General features: G+C 62.8%; 15 protein-coding genes. 12 read left to right on the top strand and 3 right to left on the bottom strand.

The genetic code is table 11. From position 1 onward, the window contains the following. Window positions 1-44: 44 nt before the first annotated feature. The 7 genes from C4J91_RS13805 (at window position 45) to C4J91_RS13835 (ending at window position 12664) form a co-directional block, all read left to right on the top strand. Window positions 45-401, top strand: coding sequence for a protease inhibitor Inh/omp19 family protein (locus C4J91_RS13805; protein WP_124362837.1), 357 nt, complete (start codon window positions 45-47; stop codon window positions 399-401). Between the two features lie 104 nt (window positions 402-505). Further along, complete coding sequence (locus C4J91_RS13810; RefSeq protein ID WP_124362838.1) at window positions 506-2257, top strand: type I secretion system permease/ATPase; 1752 nt, start codon at window positions 506-508, stop codon at window positions 2255-2257. After that, window positions 2254-3555: an HlyD family type I secretion periplasmic adaptor subunit gene (locus C4J91_RS13815; protein WP_124362839.1), complete on the top strand. Its 1302-nt coding sequence runs from the start codon at window positions 2254-2256 to the stop codon at window positions 3553-3555. The genes C4J91_RS13810 and C4J91_RS13815 overlap by 4 nt, the downstream gene beginning before the upstream one ends. A 2-nt stretch (window positions 3556-3557) precedes the next feature. Beyond that, on the top strand, window positions 3558-4898 hold the full coding sequence (locus C4J91_RS13820; RefSeq protein ID WP_124362840.1) for a TolC family outer membrane protein: 1341 nt from the start codon (window positions 3558-3560) through the stop codon (window positions 4896-4898). 32 nt (window positions 4899-4930) lie between these two features. Beyond that, window positions 4931-7888: an autotransporter serine protease gene (locus C4J91_RS13825; RefSeq protein ID WP_124362841.1), complete on the top strand. Its 2958-nt coding sequence runs from the start codon at window positions 4931-4933 to the stop codon at window positions 7886-7888. 158 nt (window positions 7889-8046) lie between these two features. After that, window positions 8047-11154, top strand: coding sequence for an autotransporter serine protease (locus C4J91_RS13830; RefSeq protein WP_124362842.1), 3108 nt, complete (start codon window positions 8047-8049; stop codon window positions 11152-11154). Between the two features lie 85 nt (window positions 11155-11239). Next, window positions 11240-12664 (top strand): lipase, encoded by a 1425-nt coding sequence (locus C4J91_RS13835; RefSeq protein ID WP_124362843.1) that lies wholly within the window; start codon window positions 11240-11242, stop codon window positions 12662-12664. 128 nt (window positions 12665-12792) lie between these two features. On the opposite strand, the gene C4J91_RS13840 is transcribed toward C4J91_RS13835, so the two are convergent. Next, window positions 12793-13017: a YgdI/YgdR family lipoprotein gene (locus tag C4J91_RS13840; RefSeq protein WP_124362844.1), complete on the bottom strand. Its 225-nt coding sequence runs from the start codon at window positions 13015-13017 to the stop codon at window positions 12793-12795. Between the two features lie 187 nt (window positions 13018-13204). On the opposite strand from C4J91_RS13840, the gene C4J91_RS13845 reads away from it, so the two are divergent. Together C4J91_RS13845 and C4J91_RS13850 are read left to right on the top strand one after the other, a co-directional pair. Then, on the top strand, window positions 13205-14851 hold the full coding sequence (locus C4J91_RS13845) for a VRR-NUC domain-containing protein (RefSeq protein ID WP_124362845.1): 1647 nt from the start codon (window positions 13205-13207) through the stop codon (window positions 14849-14851). Next, entirely contained in the window at window positions 14848-17106 is a 2259-nt protein-coding gene (locus tag C4J91_RS13850; RefSeq protein WP_124362846.1) for an ATP-dependent DNA helicase, read from the top strand. The genes C4J91_RS13845 and C4J91_RS13850 overlap by 4 nt, the downstream gene beginning before the upstream one ends. Window positions 17107-17219: 113 nt before the next feature. On the opposite strand, the gene C4J91_RS13855 is transcribed toward C4J91_RS13850, so the two are convergent. Further along, window positions 17220-18170 carry an alpha-E domain-containing protein gene (locus tag C4J91_RS13855; RefSeq protein ID WP_124362847.1) on the bottom strand — a complete coding sequence of 317 codons (951 nt, stop codon included), beginning with the start codon at window positions 18168-18170 and terminating at the stop codon, window positions 17220-17222. A 2-nt stretch (window positions 18171-18172) separates the two neighbouring features. Next, window positions 18173-19582, bottom strand: a complete 1410-nt coding sequence (locus C4J91_RS13860) for a circularly permuted type 2 ATP-grasp protein (RefSeq protein WP_124362848.1) — start codon at window positions 19580-19582, stop codon at window positions 18173-18175. A gap of 371 nt (window positions 19583-19953) precedes the next feature. Between C4J91_RS13860 and C4J91_RS13865 the strand changes: the two genes are divergently transcribed. From C4J91_RS13865 to C4J91_RS27800, 3 genes are all read left to right on the top strand, one after another. Continuing rightward, window positions 19954-20499, top strand: a complete 546-nt coding sequence (locus C4J91_RS13865) for a hypothetical protein (RefSeq protein ID WP_124362849.1) — start codon at window positions 19954-19956, stop codon at window positions 20497-20499. Window positions 20500-20583: 84 nt separating this feature from the next. Beyond that, entirely contained in the window at window positions 20584-20799 is a 216-nt protein-coding gene (locus C4J91_RS13870) for a hypothetical protein (RefSeq protein WP_124362850.1), read from the top strand. Window positions 20800-20810: 11 nt separating this feature from the next. Further along, window positions 20811-20945, top strand: coding sequence for a hypothetical protein (locus C4J91_RS27800; protein WP_256658857.1), 135 nt, complete (start codon window positions 20811-20813; stop codon window positions 20943-20945). Window positions 20946-20970: the final 25 nt, after the last annotated feature.

Raw genomic sequence — 20970 nt, forward strand, 5'->3', positions numbered from 1 at the left:
AAAGCGCGGCGCTCCGGCGCCGCGTTCCAGGATGGAGCCAGGCAATGCAGCGTTTTTCCAAAGGGGTCACCCTATTGATCGTGTCGGCAGGAGCCCATGCAATGGCGAGCAGTCTTGTTTTACCCACTACCGCACAGTTGGCGGGGCATTGGCAGTTGCACCAGGATGACCAGGTGTGTGCGCTGGACCTGCTCGAGCAGCCCAACAGCCTGGGGGGCGATGTGGCGTGTGCCGCGCAATGGCTGGGCGATAAACCGCTGACGTGGTCGCCGACGCCGGACGGCATCTGGCTGATGAATGCCGAAGGCAGTGGCATTACGCACTTGAATCGCCAGAAGGAAGGCGAATATCAGGCCCGCACTAAATCTGGAGCCATCGTGGTGCTGCAACGTACACCTTAGTTTCAGGTTATAAGCTTATAACTTCATTTATTAGTTGGCCGCCCGCTATTCAGGGGGTAGGGCAACTAGTGCGCGTACTTTGGGTTCATGGAAGATAAGAAGATATGGCCAAGCCCCATACCGTTGCACCCTTGTTCAAGGCGCTGGGTGAATACAAGAGCATCTTGATCAGCGTTGGCTGTTTTACCGCGCTGATTAACCTGTTGATGCTGGTGCCCTCGATTTACATGCTGCAAGTGTACGACCGCGTGCTGTCCTCCCAGAATGAAACCACCCTGGTGATGTTGACGTTGATGGTCGTGGGGTTCTTTGCCTTTATAGGCCTGCTGGAAGTTATCCGCAGTTTTATCGTGATCCGCATCGGCGCCCAGTTGGAGCGGCAGTTCAACTTGCGCGTGTACAAAGCCGCATTCGAACGCAACCTGCAACGCGGCCAGGGGCACGCCGGGCAGTCCTTGGGCGACTTGACCCATATTCGCCAGTTCATTACCGGGCCTGCGTTATTCGCGTTTTTCGATGCGCCGTGGTTTCCCATCTACCTGTTCGTGATTTTCCTGTTCAACCTGTGGCTCGGGGTGTTGGCCACGGCCGGCGCGGTGCTGTTGATCGCACTGGCCTGCCTCAATGAATACCTGACCAAAAAGCCCCTGGGCGAAGCCAGCGGTTATTCCCAACAGTCGACTCAGTTGGCTACCAGCCATTTGCACAATGCCGAAACTATCCAGGCCATGGGCATGCTCGGCGCGCTGCGCCAGCGCTGGTTCGCGGTGCATTCGCAGTTCCTCGGCTTGCAGAACAAGGCCAGCGATACCGGTTCGGTGATCACCTCACTGAGCAAGTCCCTGCGCCTTTGCCTGCAATCCTTGGTGTTGGGCCTCGGTGCGCTGCTGGTGATCAAAGGCGATATGACCGCCGGGATGATGATCGCCGGTTCCATCCTGATGGGCCGGGTACTCAGCCCCATCGACCAGCTGATCGCGGTGTGGAAGCAGTGGAGCTCCGCCAAGCTGGCCTACCAGCGCCTCGACGAGCTGCTGCGCGAATTCCCGCCGCAGGCCGAGCAGATGGCCTTGCCGGCGCCCAACGGCCAGGTCAGCTTCGAGCAGGTCAGCGCCGGCCCGCCGGGTCGGCGCCTGGCGACCCTGCACCACATCAACTTCAACCTCGGCGCCGGTGAAGTGCTGGGCGTGCTCGGCGCCTCGGGTTCCGGTAAATCCACCCTGGCTCGCGTACTGGTAGGCGTGTTGCCGACCCTGGCCGGCACCGTGCGCCTGGACGGCGCGGATATTCACCGCTGGGACCGCGACGACCTCGGCCCGCATATCGGCTACTTGCCCCAGGACATCGAACTGTTCAGCGGCAGCATCGCCGACAACATCGCGCGCTTTCGCCAAGCCGACCCGCAGCTTGTGGTGAAGGCGGCGCAACAGGCCGGGGTGCACGAGTTGATCCTGCGCCTGCCCCAAGGCTACGACACCCTGCTGGGCGACAATGGCGGTGGCCTGTCCGGCGGGCAGAAGCAACGCGTGGCCCTGGCCCGCGCGCTGTATGGCGGCCCGCGCTTGATCGTGCTGGATGAGCCCAACTCCAACCTTGACACCGTCGGCGAAGCCGCGCTGGCCAGCGCCATTGTGCAGATGAAGGCCCAGGGCAGCAGCGTGGTGCTGGTGACGCACCGTTCCTCCGCACTGGCCCAGGCTGACAAGTTGCTGATCCTCAACGAAGGCCAGTTGCAGGCCTTCGGACCCAGCCAGGAAGTGCTGCGCGCGTTGTCCGGGCAGCAAGAGGCACCGAAGGAAAAAACCGGCGTCAGCTTTAGTCGCCAGTATCAGGCCGGAAGGAATCCAGGCGCATGAGCAGCCTTATAGTTGAACAACACGACGCACGTTTCTTCGTCCGCATGGGCTGGCTGCTGACCGTGGTCGGCGCCGGCGGTTTTTTCCTCTGGGCCAGCCTGGCGCCGCTGGACCAAGGCATCCCGGTGCAAGGCACGGTGGTGGTGTCGGGCAAGCGCAAGGCCGTGCAAACCCTCAGCCCCGGCGTGGTCAGCCGGATTCTGGTGCGCGAAGGCGAGGTGGTGAAGCAGGGCCAGCCGCTGTTTCGCCTCGACCAGACCCAGCACCAGGCCGACGTGCAATCGCTGCAAGCCCAGTACCGCATGGCCTGGGCCAGCGCTGCGCGCTGGCAGAGCGAACGTGACAACCTGCCAGGTGTGCGCTTTCCGGCCGAACTGAGCGCCAACCCCGACACGGCCCTGGCGCTGGTGCTCGAAGGCCAACGCCAACTGTTCAGCAGTCGGCGCGAAGCCTTTGCCCGTGAACAGGCCGGCATCCGTGCAAGCATCGATGGCGCCACCTCGCAGTTGGGCGGCATGCGCCGCGCCCGCAGTGACTTGAGCGCCCAGGCGCAATCCCTGCGTGAGCAACTGAGCAACCTGCAACCCCTGGCCGACAATGGCTACATCCCGCGCAACCGCCTGATGGACTATCAGCGCCAGTTGTCCCAGGTGCAGCAGGACCTGGCGCAAAACGCCGGCGAGACTGGCCGCGTCGAGCAGGGCATTGTCGAGTCGCGCCTCAAATTGCAGCAGCACACCGAGGAATATCAGAAGGAAGTGCGCAGCCAACTGGCCGATGCGCAACTGCGCAGTCTGACCCTGGAGCAGCAACTGACCTCCGCCGGGTTCGACCTGCAGCACAGCGAAATCAACGCGCCGGCCGACGGCATCGCGGTCAACCTCAGCGTACACACCGAAGGCGCCGTGGTGCGGGCCGGTGAAACTCTGCTGGAGATCGTGCCCCAAGGCACGCGCCTGGAAGTGGAAGGGCACTTGCCGGTGCACCTGGTGGACAAGGTCGGCACGCACCTGCCGGTGGACATCCTCTTCACCGCCTTCAACCAGAGCCGCACCCCGCGCGTGCCGGGGGAGGTGAGCCTGATTTCCGCCGACCAGATGCTCGATGAAAAGACCGGCGCCCCCTATTACGTGCTGCGCACCACGGTCAGCGAGGCAGCGCTGGAAAAACTCCACGGCCTGGTGATCAAACCGGGCATGCCCGCCGAGATGTTCGTGCGCACCGGCGAGCGCTCGTTGCTCAATTACCTGTTCAAGCCGCTGCTCGATCGCGCCGGCTCCGCGTTGACCGAGGAATGAGCATGAAACCTGTGTTCATCGCCTTGCTCTTCAGCTGTGCCAGCGCGCACGCCGCCATGGGCCCGTTCGATGTGTACGAGCAAGCCCTGCGCAATGACCCGGTGTTCCTCGGCGCGATCAAGGAGCGCGACGCCGGCCTGGAAAATCGCACCATCGGCCGCGCCGGCTTGTTGCCCAGGCTGTCGTACAACTACAACAAGGGCCGCAACAATTCCGAAGCGCACCTGCCCGATGGGCGCGGTGGCAGCTATCGCGACGACCGCAACTACAACAGCTACGGCTCCACCTTCAGCCTGCAACAGCCGCTGTTCGACTACGAAGCCTATGCCAACTACCGCAAGGGCGTGGCCCAGGCGCTGTTTGCCGATGAAAGCTTCCGCGACAAGAGCCAGGCGTTGCTGGTGCGGGTGTTGAGCTACTACACCCAGGCGCTGTTCGCCCAGGACCAGATCGACATCGCCCGTGCCAAGAAGAAAGCCTTCGAGCAACAGTTCCAACAGAACCAGCACCTGTTCCAGCAAGGCGAGGGCACCCGCACCGATATTCTCGAGGCGGAATCGCGTTATGAGCTGGCCACCGCCGAAGAGATCCAGGCCCTGGATGAGCAGGATGCGTCCCTGCGCGAGCTGGGTGCGTTGATTGGCGTGCAAAGCGTCAACATCGACGACCTGGCACCGCTGAACCAGGGCTTCGCCGCGTTCACCCTATCGCCGGCCAACTATGACACCTGGCATGAACTGGCAATCAGCAACAACCCGACGCTCGCCTCCCAGCGCCAGGCCCTGGAAGTGGCGCGCTATGAAGTGGAGCGCAACCGCGCCGGGCATTTGCCCAAGGTCACTGCGTACGCCAGTTCGCGCAAGCAGGAGTCCGACAGCGGCAACACCTATAACCAGCGCTACGACACCAACACCATCGGCGTCGAAGTCAGCGTGCCGCTGTATGCCGGTGGCGGCATCTCGGCGTCCACGCGCCAGGCCAGCCGCGCCATGGAACAGGCCGAGTACGAACTGGAAGGCAAGACTCGCGAAACGCTGATCGAACTGCGCCGCCAGTTCAGCGCTTGCCTGTCCGGGGTGAGCAAGCTGCGCGCCTATCAAAAAGCGCTGACTTCCGCCGAGGCACTGGTGGTGTCGACCAAGCACAGCATCCTCGGCGGCGAGCGGGTCAACCTCGACGCATTGAATGCCGAGCAGCAGCTCTACAGCACCCGCCGCGACCTCGCCCAGGCGCGGTACGACTACCTGATGGCCTGGACCAAATTGCACTATTACGCGGGCAACTTGCGTGACACCGACCTGGCCAAGGTGGATGAGGCCTTCGGCCCGGAGAGAAAACTGTAGGCGTGTGAATAACAATAAACAGGAGTGTACGGATGATCACGGATTCACCACGTTTCAAACCTTTCACCGCAGGCTCATTGCTGCTGTTGTCCGTTGCGGCACAGGCGCAATACGCCGAAACCGGCCAGCCGGGTGATCCCGCCAGCTGGCGTTCCGCCGAGTACCAGAGCGACTGGGGCCTGGGGCGCATGAAGGCGGATGAAGCCTATGCCGCCGGGATCAGCGGCAATGGCGTGAAAATCGGTGCGCTGGACTCGGGTTTCGATACCAATCACCCCGAAGCGGCCAAAGACCGTTTCCACCCGGTCACCGCCAGCGGCACCTACGTCGACGGCAGCGCCTTCAGCACTACCGGCGCGCTCAACCCGAACAACGACTCCCACGGCACCCACGTCACCGGCACCATGGGCGCGGCCCGCGACGGCGTGGGCATGCACGGCGTGGCATATAACGCGCAGGTGTATGTCGGCAACACCAACGCCAACGACAGCTTCCTGTTTGGCCCCACCCCGGACCCCAAGTATTTCAAGGAGGTGTACACCGCCCTGGTGGATTCCGGCGTGCGCGCCATCAACAACAGCTGGGGCAGCCAGCCCAAGGACGTCAGCTACCAGACCCTGGACGACCTGCACGCGGCCTACGCCCAGCACTACAACCGCGGCACCTGGCTGGACGCGGCGGCGGACGTGGCCAAGGCCGGCGTGATCAACGTGTTCAGCGCCGGCAACAGCGGTTACGCGAACGCCAGCGTGCGCTCGGCGTTGCCGTACTTTCAGCCGGAACTGGAAGGCCACTGGCTGGCGGTGTCGGGGCTGGATAAAGCCAACAACCAGAAGTACAACAAGTGCGGCATCGCCAAATACTGGTGTATTTCCACGCCCGGTGCGCTGATTAACAGCACCATCCCGGACGGCGGTTATGGTGTGAAATCCGGCACCTCGATGTCGGCGCCCCATGCCACGGGCGCGTTGGCGCTGGTGATGGAACGCTATCCCTATATGACCAACGAGCAGGCGCTGCAGGTGCTGTTGACCACCGCCACGCAGCTCGACGGTTCGATCACCCAGGCGCCCAACGCCATCGTCGGCTGGGGCGTGCCGGACCTGGGCCGGGCGATGCACGGGCCGGGGCAGTTGCTCGGTGCGATGGACGTGAACCTCGCGGCCGGGCAGGGCGATGTGTGGAGCAATGGTATTTCTGACCAGGCATTGCTCCAGCGTCAGGCAGAAGACCGCGCCGAGCACAGCGCCTGGCAGCAGACCCTGCTCGAGAAGGGCTGGCAAAACGGCGTGGGCGCCACGGCCAGCCAGCAGGACCAGACCGACTACGCCGTTGGCAACGCGCGCGATCAAGCCGCAGCGAATCGCGTGTACGAAGGCAGCCTGATCAAATCCGGCGCGGGTAGCCTGGTGCTCGGCGGCGACAGCACCTATCGCGGCGCGACCACCGTCAACGGCGGCCTGCTGGCCGTGAACGGCTCGTTGACCTCGGCCGTCACCGTCAATAACAGCGCCACCTTGGGCGGTTCCGGGCGTATCGGCGCGCTGTCGGTCAACAACGGCGGGCGTGTCGCGCCGGGCAATTCAGTGGGCACGTTGCAGGTAGCGGGGGATGTGAACCTGGGCGCAGGCTCTACCTACGCGGTCGAACTGACCCCGACCAGCAGCGACCGCATTGTCGCCGGCGGCAAGGCCGTGCTCGGCGGCGGTACAGTGACCCTGGCCCTGGAAAACAGCCCGACGCTATTGAGCCAGAGCCAGGCCCAGAGCCTGATCGGCCGCCAATACTCGATCCTTGAAGCGGCCGGCGGTATCCAGGGCCAGTTCGGCCAAGTGCTGCCGAACTACCTGTTCCTCGGCGGCACCCTCGACTATGCCGCCAACGGCGTGCAACTGGCGGTCGGGCGCAATGACGCCAGCTTTGCCAGCGTCGGCGCCACCCGTAACCAGCGCGCCGTCGCCACGGCCGCCGAGCAATTGGGCGCCGGCAACCCGGTGTATGAAAGCCTGCTGCAGTCGGACTCGGTTGCCACGGCGCAGCAGGGCTTGCAGCAGCTGTCCGGTGAAATCTACCCGGCCGTGGACGCGATGTTGATCAACGACAGCCGCCAACTGCGCGACGCGGTAGGCGAACGTCTGCGGCATGTGCCGGTGGCCGGTGAAAGCAACCTGTGGCTCAAGGCCCTGGGCGCCTGGGGCAAGTCGGACACTCGCAGTGAAACGGCGGGCGCCACCACCTCCATCGGCGGCTTGCTGGCCGGGGTCGACGGCGCACTTGACGAACAGACCCGCATCGGCGTGGTCGCTGGCTACAGCGATAGCTCGTTGAGCCTGGGCGGCGGCACGCATTCATCGGCGTCTATCGACAGCTACCACTTCGGTGCCTATGCCGGGCGCGAGCTGGGCGACTGGCGGGTGAGCGTCGGCGGTGCCTACAGCTGGCATCGCGGCGATGTGAAACGTGACCTGCAATACGGCGAGGTCAGCGGCAAGCAGAAAACCAAGCTGGATGCGCGCACCGCGCAGCTGTTCACCGAAGCCGCCTACCGCATTCACCTGCAGCCGCTGGCACTGGAGCCGTTTGCCAACCTGGCCTACGTGCACCTGGACAGTGAGTCGTTCCACGAAAAAGGCGCCGCAGCGGCCCTGGAACGTGGCAGTGATCGACGTGATGCGGTGCTCGGCACCCTGGGCCTGCGGGCGTTGAAAACCCTGGCGTTGAACGACCACCAGCAGCTTGAGCTGTCGGGCTCCCTGGGCTGGCAACACAGCCTCACCGCCGTCGAATCCGAAGAGCATCTGGCGTTTGTCGCGGGAGGGCCTTCTTTCGCCGTGCGCAGCGCGCCGTTGCTGCGCGATGCGGCCCTGGTGGGCGTGCAGGCGAGCCTGGCGCTGAGCCCGTCGACGCGGGTCAACCTGGATTACAACGGCCAATTGGGTGGACGCGAGAAAACCCAGGGCGTGGGGCTGAGCCTGAACTGGCAGTTCTAGGGGGAACACCGCAGTTCAACTGTGGGAGGGGGCTTGCTCCCGATGGCGGAGTGTCAGCCACCGAATGTACTGACTGATCCACCCTCATCGGGAGCAAGCCCCCTCCCACCTTGGAAGTGGTTCACATACTGGCAACAAGAAAACTAAGGAAGGTCACCGTGAAAAAACGCAAGTCAGGGTTAACTACCGCCATCCCCACCGGCCCGGGCTATCCGCTCAAGGCCTTGAGCAGCGTGCCATACGGCGCGTTGTTGTGTTGCCTGGCAAGCCTGGGGACCGCCCAGGCCGCACCCTATGTGGAAACAGGCAAGCTGGGCGACGCCGCCAGTTGGCGCAGCAATGAGTTCAAGGCCGATTGGGGCCTGGGCGCGGTACATGCCGACACCGCGTATGCGGCGGGCTACACCGGCAAGGGCGTCAAGCTGGGCATCTTCGACCAGCCGGTGTACGCCCAGCACCCGGAATTCGCCAGCCCCAACAAAGTGGTGACGATCGTCACCGAGGGCATCCGCCAATACACCGACCCGTATATCCCGGTGAAGGCCGGTGATGCGTTTCGCTATGACGGCACGCCGTCCCTGGGCTCCAACGGCAAGCTGGGCAACCACGGCACCCATGTCGGCGGCATTGCCGCCGGTAACCGCGACGGCGGGCCGATGCATGGCGTGGCGTTCAACGCGCAGATCATCAGCGCCGAAAACGGTGACCCAGGCCCGGAAGACGGGATCATCCTGGGCAACGACGGCGCGGTGTACAAAGCCGGTTGGGATGCGCTGGTGGCCAGCGGCGCGCGGATCATCAACAACAGCTGGGGCATTGGCATCGGTGACCAGTACGCCAAGGGCGGCCGCGATCCCGCCTTTCCCAACTTCACGGTCAATGAAGCCCAGGCGCAATTCAACACCATTCGGCCGATTCTCGGCACGATTGCCGGTGGCGCCTATCAAGGTGCGATCGACGCCGCGCGCAGCGGTGTGCTGACCATCTTTGCCGCTGGTAACGACTACAACCGCAACAACCCGGATGCGATTTCGGGCCTGGCGTACTTCGTACCCGAGATTGCACCGAACTGGCTGTCGGTGGCGGCCCTGCAGCAGAACCCGGACACCAGCAGTGCCAACCCGTACGTGATCAGCACCTTCTCTTCGCGCTGCGGCTATGCGGCGAGTTTCTGTGTGTCGGCACCGGGCACCAAGATTTTCAGTTCGATCATCAACGGCACCAACCTGGACAACCTCACCACCGACTACGCCAACTTCAACGGCACCTCCATGGCCGCGCCCCACGTGGCCGGCAGTGCGGCGGTGCTGATGGAGCGCTTCCCGTACATGAGTGGCGACCAGATCTCCACGCTGCTCAAGACCACCGCCACCGACCTTGGCGCGCCAGGCATCGATTCGCTGTACGGCTGGGGCATGATTAACCTGGGCAAGGCGGTCAACGGGCCGGGGATGTTCATTACCGCCGAGGATATTCCGGCTGAGTTTCGCATTGACGGCGCCTATGGCACTGGCCAGTTCGTCGCGGACCTGCCGGGCATCGGCGCGGTGGTGGATGCCGGCAAACCGACCCAGCGCGTGTGCAACGACGTGCATTGCGGGCTGGATGTGTGGAGCAACGACATCGCCGGGCATGGTGGCCTGACCAAGCAGGGCATTGGCGCCCTGGTGCTGACCGGCGCCAACACTTACAGCGGCCCGACCCTGGTTAACCAGGGGTTGCTGGCGATCAACGGCTCGGTTACCTCCGACGTGACCGTCAGCCAGAGTGGCATCGTCGGTGGCTCCGGGCGCATCGGCTCGCTGAGCGCAAACAGCGGCGGCACCGTGGCGCCGGGCAACTCCATTGGCACGCTGAACGTGGCGGGCAATGTCACCTTCGAACCGGGCTCGACTTACGCGGTGGAATTGTCGCCCACCAGCAGCGACCGTATCGTTGCCGGCGGCACCGCCACGCTGAACGGCGGCACCGTGACCCTGGCCCTGGAAAACAGCCCGACCCTGTTGAGCGCGACCCAGGCGCAAAGCTTGATCGGCCGCCAGTACAACATTCTGCAAGCCGCCGGTGGCGTCACTGGCAGCTTCGGTGCGGTACTGCCTGACTACCTGTTCATCGGCGGCACCTTGAACTACGCGGCCAATGGTGTGCAGCTGGACGTGGCACGCACCAACAGCTTCGCCAGTGTGGCCGCCACACCGAACCAACGCGCCGTCGCCGCCGCCGCCGAGCAATTGGGCGCGGGCAACGGGGTGTATGAAAGCTTGCTGCTCGCACCGACCGCGGCTTCGGCACAAGGCGCGTTCCAGCAACTGAGCGGCGAAGTCTATCCGGCGTTGGAAACGGCGTTGGTCAATGACAGCCGCTACGTACGCGAAGCGGTAGGCGAGCGCCTGCGCAATGGTGAAATGGGCGCGACCAGCCAGGCCATCGACAGCCGTGGCAATGTGTGGGTCAAGGCGCTGGGTGCATGGGGCAAGACCGACAGTCGCAACGACACTGCGGGCTACACCACGTCTATCGGCGGCATGCTGGCCGGTGTCGACGGTGCCCTCGACGACGCGACACGCATCGGCCTGGTGGCGGGCTACAGCGATACCTCGTTGAACATGGGCAGCGATACCCATAGCCGTGCGTCGGTCGACAGCTACCACTTCGGCGCGTATGCCGGGCATGAAATCGGCGCCTGGCGCCTGAGCGGCGGCGCCACCTACAGCTGGCACCGCGCCGATGTGAAGCGCGACCTGCAATACGGTGACGTCAGCGGCAAGCAAAAAGCCAAGGTCGATGCCCACAGCACCCAGGTGTTCACCGAGGCGGCGTACCGCGTCAACCTGCAACCACTGGCCCTGGAGCCGTTCGCCAACCTGGCCTACGTGCACCTGGACACCGATGGGTTCACCGAGAAGGGCGATGCCGCCGCGCTGAAAAGCGGAGACGACAGCCGCGACCTGGTGCTGAGCACCCTGGGTGTACGCGCCTTGAAAACCTTCAACGTCAACGATCACCAGCAACTGGAAGTGTCCGGCACCCTGGGCTGGCAGCACAACTTGAGCAGCACCGACTCTGAGCAGCACCTGGCGTTTGCCTCGGGTGGCCCTTCGTTCGCGGTGGAAAGCGCGCCGATGGTGCGTGATGCCGCACTGGTCGGTGCGCGGGTGAGCCTGGCGTTGAGCAAGGATGCGCGGGTGAACTTCGATTACAACGGTTTGCTGGCCAGCAAGGAGAAGGTGCACGGCGTCGGTTTGAGCCTGGACTGGGCGTTCTAAGGCTACACACCCCCTGATGGAGTCCGTCAGGGGGTGACAGGTGTTTTCGCTTTCTCTACAAATCCAACAACAGAGAGGCAATATCATGGGTATCTTTGACTATAAAAACCTCGGGACCGAGGGCTCCAAAGCGTTGTTCGCCGATGCGATGGCGATCACGTTGTATTCCTACCACAATCTGGATAACGGCTTCGCCGTGGGGTATCAGCACAATGGCCTGGGCTTGGGCCTGCCGGCCACGCTGGTCGGGGCCTTGCTGGGCAGCACCGATTCCCAGGGGGTGATTCCCGGCCTGCCCTGGAACCCCGATTCGGAAAAAGCCGCCCTCGAAGCGGTGCAACAGGCCGGCTGGACGCCCATCAGCGCCAGCACCCTCGGCTACACCGGCAAGGTTGATGCCCGGGGTACCTTTTTCGGCGAGAAGCCCGGCTACACCACGGCACAGGTCGAGGTGCTGGGCAAGTACGATGACGCGGGCACGTTGCTGGAGATCGGTATCGGTTTTCGCGGCACGTCCGGGCCGCGTGAAAACTTGATCACCGATTCCATCGGCGACCTGGTCAGCGACTTGCTTGCTGCCCTCGGCCCCAAGGACTACGCAAAAAACTACGCTAGCGAAGCCTTCGGCGGCCTGCTCAAGAACGTCGCCGAGTATGCCGGTGCCCACGGCCTGAGCGGCCACGACGTGGTGGTCAGCGGCCACAGCCTGGGAGGGCTTGCGGTCAACAGCATGGCCGACCTGAGCGACAGCAAATGGTCGAGCTTTTACAAGGATTCCAACTACGTGGCCTATGCCTCGCCGACCCAGAGTGCCGGTGACAAGGTGCTGAACGTGGGCTACGAAAATGACCCGGTGTTCCGTGCGCTGGATGGCTACTCCTCCAACCTGTCGTCGTTTGGCGTGCACGACAAGCCCCACGAGTCCAGTACCGATAATATCGTCAGCTTCAACGACCACTACGCGTCGACGCTATGGAACGCGCTGCCGTTTTCCATCCTCAACCTGCCGACCTGGGTGTCGCACTTGCCCACCGGCTATGGCGACGGCATGACGCGCATTCTCGACTCCGGCTTCTACGAGCAGATGACCCGCGACTCCACGGTGATCGTTGCCAACCTGTCCGACCCGGCGCGGGCCACCACCTGGGTGCAAGACCTCAACCGTAACGCCGAAGCGCACCAGGGCAATACCTTCATTATCGGCAGCCACGGCAACGACCTGATCCAGGGCGGCAAGGGCGCGGACTTTATCGAGGGTGGCAAAGGTAACGACACGATTCGCGACAGCAGCGGACATAACACCTTTCTGTTCAGCGGGCAGTTTGGCAATGACCGGGTGATCGGCTATCAGGCGACGGATAAGCTGGTGTTCGACGGGGTAGGGGGCAGCACGGATTATCGTGACCACGCCAAGGTGGTGGGCGGCGATACCGTGATCAGCTTCGGCGCCGACTCGGTGACACTGGTGGGTGTGAGCAGTTTGTCGGGGGAGGGGATCGTGATCGGCTAACTATTGGAACGCGGTCAAAACTGTGGGAGGGGCGGTGCGACGATTCGACTTGCTCCCGATGGCGGTGGGTCAGCTACACATAAGCTGGCTGACAGACCGCCATCGGGAGCAAGCCCCCTCCCACAGTTTTATTGTTCCTTGCGCACCGTCGCCACGTCAGCGGCCTTGATACGGATGCGCTTGCCGGCGATATCGGTGAACTCATAGAAGCCGTCGGCGGTTTTGGCGTTGGGTGTGTCCTTGGTCAAATACTGTGTGCCGTTTTGCAACGTCACCACGGTTTGCGTGGAGCAACCGGCCAATACCAGAAAAGTGAGTGCAACCAGCGGCAGACCCAAATTCTTCATGTTCATTACCCTTACCTTTACCTTGAAAAGCCCCGCAGCGTCTGGCTGCGGGGCATAAATGTTACGCGATCAGCTCCCACATCTGATCGCTTTTTTGCAAAAAGTTGCAGGCGCCATTTATCTATTACCGATTGCAACAATGCGTTTGCGACGGCACTCTGTATGCATAACCAGTAGTTGATTGCTCTGCGCCATGGCCCACCCCCTTGAAGACCCCTTGTATTACCTGCACAACTTCCGCCAAGTGCTGATCGGGTTGCAGCAGCGCTACGCCGATTTGCTCGACCCGGACGAATTGCAGTTCATTCAGCAATTCGACAGGTTGCCGCAAGCGTCCCAGGCGTTATTGGTACGCATGGTCATGCGCAAGGGTGTGCATTTTCGTGGAGCAAAGCTCGATTACCTGGAAATCGGCTGCCCCCATGCGGCCATGCAGCCACTGCTGGCGAGCGGTTGGGTCGATGATCAATGCCTGTTGGGCTTTGATGAACTGTTCGGCTTGCTGCAAAAAGGCGAACTGCTCATGGCCTTCAAGCCCTGGATCGACCAGCCCAGCGCCAGGAAGTCCGACTGGCTGGCGCCATTGGCTGCGCGGTTCAATGAACGCCGCAGCTTTGCCCGTTGGTGCCCCGAACTGCAGGACGTGCTCTACAGCCTCACCGTGATGGAGCTGTGCGACCGCCTGCGCCTGATGTTTTTCGGCAACCTCTACCAGGACTGGTCGGAGTTCGTGCTGGCGGACCTGGGCATTTACACCTATGAGAAGGTGCCGTTCTGCGCCGAGTCCCGTGGGTTGCGCAGCCGCGCCGACGTGGAGGGCTGTGTGTTCCTGCACCAGTGCCAGCAAGCGTTTGAGGCGGGTGAGGCGCTGGAAACGGTGTTGGCCCACATCGCTAGCTTGCACACCGACAACCCCTGGCTGGAAAAACGCCGCGCCAAGTTGCTGTTCCAGATCGGCCAATGCTGTGAACGCAGCGCTGAATTGGGCTTGGCCGAGCAGATCTATCGCGGCTGCAGCTATCCCGGCGCGCGCGCACGATTGATCCGCGTATTGGAACGCCAGGAGGCTTATGCGCCCGCCCTGGCGTTGGCCGTCGCCGCGCAACAGGCGCCGGAAAGCGCCGCCGAGCAGCAACACCTGCTGCGCGTAGTGCCGCGCCTGCGGCGCAAGCTGGGTGAGCCGAAGGTGGCGAAGGCCAAGCCGCGGCCCCTCACGCGCCTGGACCTCGCCTTGGCATTCCCCGAGCCGCTGATGTCGGTGGAATATTGCGTGCAGGCCCATCTGAGCGAGCCGGACGCGCCGGTGCATTATGTGGAAAATGGCCTGATCAATTCACTGTTCGGCCTGCTGTGCTGGGATGTGATTTTTGCGCCGCTGCCGGGCGCGTTTTTCCACCCGTTCCAGCGCGGGCCGGCCGACCTGCACAGCGAAGACTTCCAGCAACGCCGCGCCGCCTTGTTCAGCGCGTGCTTCGAGCAACTGCGCGACGAGCGCTACAAAACCACTATCCGCCAACGCTATGTGGACAAATGGGGGATTCAGTCGCCCTTTGTGTTCTGGAATCTGCTCAGCGAAGAGTTGCTGGAGCAAGCCCTGACGTGCCTGCCTGCCGAACATTTGCGCTACTGGTTCGAGCGGCTGCTGCTGGACATTCGCGCCAACCGCGCCGGGATGCCCGACTTGATCCAGTTCTGGCCGGCGCAAAAAACCTACCGCATGATCGAGGTCAAGGGCCCTGGCGACCGTCTGCAGGACAACCAGCTGCGCTGGCTGGAATTCTGCGGTGAGTACCAGATGCCGGTCACGGTCTGTTATGTGCGCTGGGCAGAGTCCGCTTGAGCTATAGCGTCGCGGTGCGGGCGTTGTGTGAGTTCACGGCCAAGGTCGGAGACCTGGACCTGCGCTTTACCCCATCGCCCAGCGCCCAGGAAGGCATCGTCGGCCATCGCACGGTGGCGTCGCGGCGCAGCGCCCACTATCAGAACGAAGTGGCGCTCGAAGGCGAGTATCAGCAACTCAAGGTACGCGGCAGGGCGGACGGCTATGACCCGGACAGCAATCGCCTCGAAGAAGTAAAAACCTATCGCGGTGACCTCCAGGCCCAGCCGGCCAACCATCGGCAACTGCATTGGGCCCAGGTCAAGGTCTACGGTTGGTTGATGTGCCAGAAGCTCGGGCTCGATGACATCGAACTGGCGCTGGTGTACTTCGATATCGTCGGCGAGGGCGAAACCCTGCTCAAGCAACGCTTTACCGCGCCCGACCTCGAACATTTCTTCAACCAGCAATGCGCGCTGTTCCTGCACTGGGCCCACCAGCAGATGCAGCACCGTGAAGCGCGCAATAGCGCCGCGCAGAGCCTGGCGTTTCCCCACGCCGAGTTTCGCAGCGGCCAGCGCGCGCTGGCCGAATCGGTGTACAAAGCGGTGAGTACCGGCCGCTGCCTGATGGCCCAGGCACCTACCGGCATCGGCAAGACCGTCGGCACGCTGTTTCCGCTGCTCAAGGCCCTGGCACCGCAGCAATTGGACACGGTGTTTTTCCTCACCGCCAAGACGCCTGGGCGCAAGTTGGCGCTGGATGCCGCCCAGGTGCTGTACGACAGCAGCCCCGACTTGCCTTTGCGGGTGCTGGAACTGGTGGCGCGGGACAAGGCGTGCGAGCACCCGGATAAAGCCTGCCACGGCGATTCGTGCCCGCTGGCCAAGGGCTTTTACGACCGTTTGCCCGCCGCGCGCCAGGCGGCGTCCGGGGTTCGCCTGCTTGATCAACGTAATCTGCGCGAAGTGGCGCTGGCCCACAATGTGTGCCCGTATTACCTGAGCCAGGAAATGGCGCGCTGGACCGACGTTGTGGTCGCCGACTACAACTACTATTTCGATTTTGGCGCGATGCTCTTCGGCTTGGCCCAGCTCAATCAATGGCGCGTCGCAGTGCTGGTGGACGAAGCCCATAACCTGGTCGAGCGCGCGCGTTCGATGTACAGCGCGAGCCTCGATCAGTACAGCCTCAAGACCCTGCGCGAGAGTGCGCCCGAGGTGCTGAAAAAGCCCTTGCAGCGCCTGAACCGTGAGTGGAACGCTTTGCACAAGGACCAGCTCGCGCCGTATCTGGCCTACGCGGCCAAACCCGACAAGCTGCTCCAGGCCCTGAGCCTGTGTGCCAGCGCCATGGGCGATTACTTCAACGAGCATCCCGAAGCGCTCAACGGCGACCTGCAAGCCTTCTACTTCGAGGCGCTGCAATTTGCCAAGGTGGCCGAGCTGTTCAATGAGCACTTCATCTTCGATATCAGCAAACGCACATTCAGCGGCAAGCGCAGCAGTTCGACCCTGTGCCTGCGCAACGTGGTGCCGGCCGAATTCATCCGGCCCAGGTTGACCGCCGCGCGCAGCAGCGTGCTGTTTTCCGCAACCCTGAGCCCACGCCACTATTACGCCGACCTGCTCGGGCTGCCGACGGACACCGCCTGGGTCGACGTCGAATCGCCGTTCCAGGCCGAGCAATTGCGGGTGAGCATTGTCGAGCGTATTTCCACACGCTTTGTGCATCGCCAAGCGTCGCTGGAACCCATTGTGGCCTTGATCGCCCGGCAATTTGCCGAGCAACCCGGCAACTACCTGGCGTTTTTCTCAAGCTTCGATTACCTGCAACAAGTGGCGCAGTTGATGGCCGAGCGTCATCCGCAGATTGCGCTGTGGTTGCAGTCGCGGGGCATGGCCGAGGCGCAGCGCCAGGCTTTTCTGGACCAGTTCACCCAGCACAGCCAGGGCATCGGCTTTGCGGTGCTGGGCGGCGCCTTTGGCGAGGGCATCGATTTGCCCGGTGCGCGCCTGATCGGGGCGTTTATCGCCACCTTGGGCTTGCCGCAGCTCAACCCGGTGAATGAACAGATGAAGATTCGCATGGGCGCGATCTTCGGCGCGGGGTATGACTACACCTATTTGTACCCCGGTATCCAGAAAGTCGTGCAGGCGGCGGGGAGGGTGATCCGCAGCCAGCACGACCGCGGGGTGGTGATGTTGATCGATGACCGCTTTGGCGAGGCGCGGGTGCGGCAGTTGTTGCCCAAATGGTGGTCGATTGATACCTAGACCCATTGTGGGAGGGGGCTTGCCCCCGATAGCGGTGGGTCAGCTACACATAAGCTGGCTGATAGACCGCCATCGGGGGCAAGCCCCCTCCCACATTTGCACGGTGTTGGGGCTTAGACCACTTCCAGATAGGAGCTCTGTATCGATCGCGCCAACTCGCGCACGCTGTCGATAAAGTCCGTCAGCCGTGTGTGCAGCCCGTCTTCCAGGATCTCATCGATGCCCGTGTACCTGAGCCGCGCCTCGAACTCCGCCGCCAGGCGCTGCGCGGTGCGCCCGTAGCTGCCGGGCAGGTCGGCGAGGATATGGCTCAGTTCCTCGATGCACGCATGCAGCGAGCGCGGCACATCACTGCGCAGCAGGAGCAACTCCGACACCGAGCGTGCGTTCAAGGCGTTCGGGTACAACTCGGTATACGCCTCGAACGACGATAACGCGCGCAGCAGGGCGCTCCACTGGTAATAACCGCGTGCCGACAGGTCGCTGACTTCTTCGGACTCTTCACCAAACATCTCATAACGCGCATCCAGCAGGCGCAGGGTGTTATCCGCGCGCTCGACAAAGGTGCCCAGGCGAATGAATCGATAGGCGTCATTGCGCATGATGGTGCCGGAGGTGGCGCCGCGAAACAGGTGCGAGCGTTGCTTGACCCAGTCACAGAAGTGGCTGATGCCGTGTCGCGCCAGGCCGCCAGCGGCGATGCTGCGCATTTCCAGCCAGGTGGCGTTGAGGTTTTCCCACATGTCGGCGGTGATGCGTCCGCGTACCGCATGGGCGTTGCTCCGGGCGGCGCGCAGGCAGTTGTAGATGCTCGCCGGGTTTTCTTCATCCAGGGCGAAGAAATGCAGCATGCGTTCGGCGTCCAGTTGCGTGTGGCGCTCCAGGTAACTGTCCAGGGTGCCGCTGCTTAGCAGTGACATCGCCAGTTCATCCAGCCCATCGCTGCGCCCGGCCTGGGGCATCAACGACAGCGAATAGCTGACTTCCAGCATGCGCGCCAGGTTCTCGGCGCGTTCCAGGTAGCGGGACATCCAGTACAAGTCTGCGGCGGTTCTACTCAACATACTCAGCCCTCCACCACCCAGGTGTCCTTGGTTCCGCCGCCTTGCGACGAGTTGACGATCAGCGAGCCTTCACGCAATGCCACGCGCGTCAGGCCACCGGGCACCAGGCGCGTTTCCTTGCCCGACAGCACAAAGGGGCGCAGGTCGATATGCCGTGGCGCGATGCCGTTTTCGACAAAGGTCGGGCAGGTCGACAGGCTCAGGGTCGGCTGTGCAATGTAGGCGTGGGGCCGGGCCTTGATGCGCTGTCGGAAGTCCTCGATCTCGGCGGCGCTGGACGCCGGGCCGACCAGCATGCCGTAGCCGCCGGAGCCCTGGGTTTCCTTGACCACCAGGTGCTCAAGGTTGGCCAGTACATGGGACAGCTCCTCCGGCTTGCGGCACTGGAAGGTCGGCACGTTTTGCAGCACCGGCTCTTCATCCAGGTAGAAGCGGATCATGGCCGGGACATAGGGGTAGATCGACTTGTCATCCGCCACGCCGGTGCCGATGGCGTTGGCCAGCACCACGTTGCCGGCGCAATACGCCGCGACCAGGCCGGGCACGCCGAGCATCGAGTCGGGATTGAACGCCTCGGGGTCGAGGAACGCGTCGTCAATGCGCCGGTAAATCACGTCCACCGCCTTGGGGCCGTCGGTGGTGCGCATGAACACCTTGAGGTCGTGGACGAACAGGTCGGCGCCTTCCACCAGCTCCACCCCCATCTCCCGGGCGAGGAAGGCGTGTTCGAAAAACGCGCTGTTGAAGCGGCCCGGCGTCAGCACCACCACGTTGGGGTTGTCCAGGCGGCTCGAGCTTTTCAGGGTCTTGAGCAGCAGGTTGGGGTAATGGTCCACCGGCGCAATACGCTGCTTGGCGAACACTTCCGGGAACAGGCGCATCATCATCTTGCGGTCTTCGAGCATGTAGCTCACGCCGCTGGGAGTGCGCAGGTTGTCTTCGAGCACGTAGTAGGTGCCGTCGCCGTCGCGCACCAGGTCCACCCCGGAAATATGCGAATAGATGCCCCGGTGCAGGTCGAGGCCGACCATTGCCTGTTGATAGCCCTCGTTGCCCAGCACCTGGTCGGCCGGGATGATCCCGGCCTTGATGATGCGCTGGTCGTGGTAGATGTCGGCGAGGAACATGTTCAGCGCGTTGACCCGCTGGATGCAGCCACGCTCGATCACGCTCCATTCGCTGGCGGGGATGCTGCGCGGGATGATATCGAAGGGGATCAGGCGCTCGGTGTCCTGTTCGTCGCCATAGAGGGTGAAGGTGATCCCGGCGCGGTGGAATAGCAAATCGGCTTCGCGGCGTCGCTGGGCCAGCAGTTCCGGCGGCGTGTTGGCCAGCCAGCGGGAGAAATCCTGGTAGTGCGCGCGGCAAACGCCTTGCGCGTCATTCATTTCGTCAAAGAAAGATCGAGCCATTCCAGTACCTTGTCAGTGCCGAGGGGAGCGCGGGGGGCACTGCCGCTTTTAAACGCATTTTTTATGAGCCCGTGGTCGAGGGTGCCAACGGGCCTGGTCCTTACTTTCTTATGGGGTCGGCTCTGGGTCGGGGGGTAACGAATGCTCCTGAATGTGGGCAGATGAATGGTTTAAGCAAGGCGTGTGCCGGAACCGCTGAGACACGCTGATTCTCCCGCTGGAGTGCGCAGCTCGTTCTTTTGCAGGACCATTGCCGCCCGGCGCAAGCAAGCGCCCGCGCCACAACGCTTCAATTTGGTGCGCGACAAACTTGAACTTCACCCAGGCGCGCTTCTTCTAATAAGCCTTGAAACCTTGTGGAGCCCTTCGTCGTGCCCAGAATCATTTCGCCCAATACCCCGGAAGCGGCCCTGACCGACCACAGCGAGCACAACGCCAAGATCTTCGGTTCGCCCAAGGACCGTCTCGACTTCTATCGTCGCGAGATCCAGTACGAAACCAGCATCCTGGCCAACCGCACCGACGCCTACCTCACCGCCCAGTCATTTCTGGTCATTGCCTTCGTCTCCGGGATGGGCAATCTCAACCCGGAGTGGGGCAAGCTGTTCACCCTGCTGGTGCCGGCCATTCTCGCCGCGCTGGGGATCCTCAGCTCACTCAACGCCTGGCCGGGCATACGCGCCGCCTACGAGATCATCGATCACTGGCACTACAAGCAAAGCGAGCTGCTGCGCAGTGAACCGGTGATGGGCATGGCCTACGATGACTCGCCGTTGTTTTCCGAAATGGAGTCGACCCACAAGGGCTATCGCAAATCGCTGCTGTTTTCCATGCGCGCGCCTTGGCTATTCATGGGGTTCTGGCTGGTATTGGGCATCTACGCCTTCTACATCCAGGTCGACAACCCGTTGCGATGAGCAATCGTACGGAACTTCATCCAGTAACGCGGCGCCTTAGCATTACGGGGTATAGATTCCCCACAGGCCTGTAAGAGGTGTGCCATGACGACAAACAACGATCCCCAAACCAGTAACCGCAACGACCCAGCGATCGACGGTGGCGAGCCGGCCCCCAGCACTGGCGCCGATGCGCCCAAAGATCCAGCGCCGGCAAGCGACCCAAAGGCCAAGGAAAACGACTACAGTCCAGACTTCAAGCCTGAGCCGCTCGAGCCCAAGCCTGAAACCGATGCTGATATCGATACCCAAGGCGGTTAGAGGAGACAGTTATGTCAAAAGAACTGGATGAAGAACTCAACGATCCTGGAAATGAAGACCCAGGTTCGTTGATGGACGATGCCGAAGTGCCGCTCAACGACTTGGATGAAGCGGCGGACGTCGGCAACACCGAGGAGCAGGACTGATCCGATGGCTGCCAAGGGGGCTCGA

Origin of the sequence: Pseudomonas sp. R3-52-08 (assembly GCF_003851745.1) — a bacterium.
In the GTDB taxonomy this organism is placed as follows: Bacteria; Pseudomonadota; Gammaproteobacteria; order Pseudomonadales; family Pseudomonadaceae; genus Aquipseudomonas.

Coding starts and splice junctions, on each gene's coding strand:
- C4J91_RS13805 (WP_124362837.1), top strand. CDS start 45: ATGCAGCGTTTTTCCAAAGGGGTCACCCTATTGATCGTGTCGGCAGGA.
- C4J91_RS13810 (WP_124362838.1), top strand. CDS start 506: ATGGCCAAGCCCCATACCGTTGCACCCTTGTTCAAGGCGCTGGGTGAA.
- C4J91_RS13815 (WP_124362839.1), top strand. CDS start 2,254: ATGAGCAGCCTTATAGTTGAACAACACGACGCACGTTTCTTCGTCCGC.
- C4J91_RS13820 (WP_124362840.1), top strand. CDS start 3,558: ATGAAACCTGTGTTCATCGCCTTGCTCTTCAGCTGTGCCAGCGCGCAC.
- C4J91_RS13825 (WP_124362841.1), top strand. CDS start 4,931: ATGATCACGGATTCACCACGTTTCAAACCTTTCACCGCAGGCTCATTG.
- C4J91_RS13835 (WP_124362843.1), top strand. CDS start 11,240: ATGGGTATCTTTGACTATAAAAACCTCGGGACCGAGGGCTCCAAAGCG.
- C4J91_RS13840 (WP_124362844.1), bottom strand. CDS start 13,017: ATGAACATGAAGAATTTGGGTCTGCCGCTGGTTGCACTCACTTTTCTG.
- C4J91_RS13845 (WP_124362845.1), top strand. CDS start 13,205: ATGGCCCACCCCCTTGAAGACCCCTTGTATTACCTGCACAACTTCCGC.
- C4J91_RS13855 (WP_124362847.1), bottom strand. CDS start 18,170: ATGTTGAGTAGAACCGCCGCAGACTTGTACTGGATGTCCCGCTACCTG.
- C4J91_RS13860 (WP_124362848.1), bottom strand. CDS start 19,582: ATGGCTCGATCTTTCTTTGACGAAATGAATGACGCGCAAGGCGTTTGC.
- C4J91_RS13870 (WP_124362850.1), top strand. CDS start 20,584: ATGACGACAAACAACGATCCCCAAACCAGTAACCGCAACGACCCAGCG.
- C4J91_RS27800 (WP_256658857.1), top strand. CDS start 20,811: ATGTCAAAAGAACTGGATGAAGAACTCAACGATCCTGGAAATGAAGAC.